This window comes from Paenibacillus sp. 01T431 (assembly GCF_056398625.1).
Map to the genome: position 1 here is coordinate 1 of NZ_JBFTPT010000088.1, position 381 is coordinate 381.

Here is a 381-nt window from a genome sequence, read left to right on the forward strand (position 1 = left end):
GGGATCAACGGGATCAACTGGGGCTGTAGGAACTACGGGAGCAACCGGAGCCACAGGCGTGACAGGTACAACTGGTGTAGGAGTGACGGGAGCGACTGGTGTTGGAGGAACTACCGGAACTACCGGAGCAACGGGAGAAACAGGAGCCATTGGATCAACTGGGGCTGTAGGAACTACGGGAGCAACCGGAACCACAGGCGTGACAGGTACAACTGGTGTAGGAGTGACGGGAGCGACTGGTGTTGCAGGAACTACCGGAACTACAGGGGCAACGGGAGCAACCGGAGCCACAGGCGTGACAGGTACAACTGGTGTAGGAGTGACGGGAGCGACTGGCGTTGCAGGAACTACCGGAACTACCGGAGCAACGGGAGTAACAGG

At 59.1% G+C, this 381-nt stretch carries 1 protein-coding gene; it reads left to right on the forward strand.

What is annotated here, in order from left to right; translation table 11 throughout:
* On the forward strand, positions 1-381 hold a 381-nt coding region (locus AC1DM9_RS34600; RefSeq protein WP_477584527.1), incomplete at both ends, for a hypothetical protein.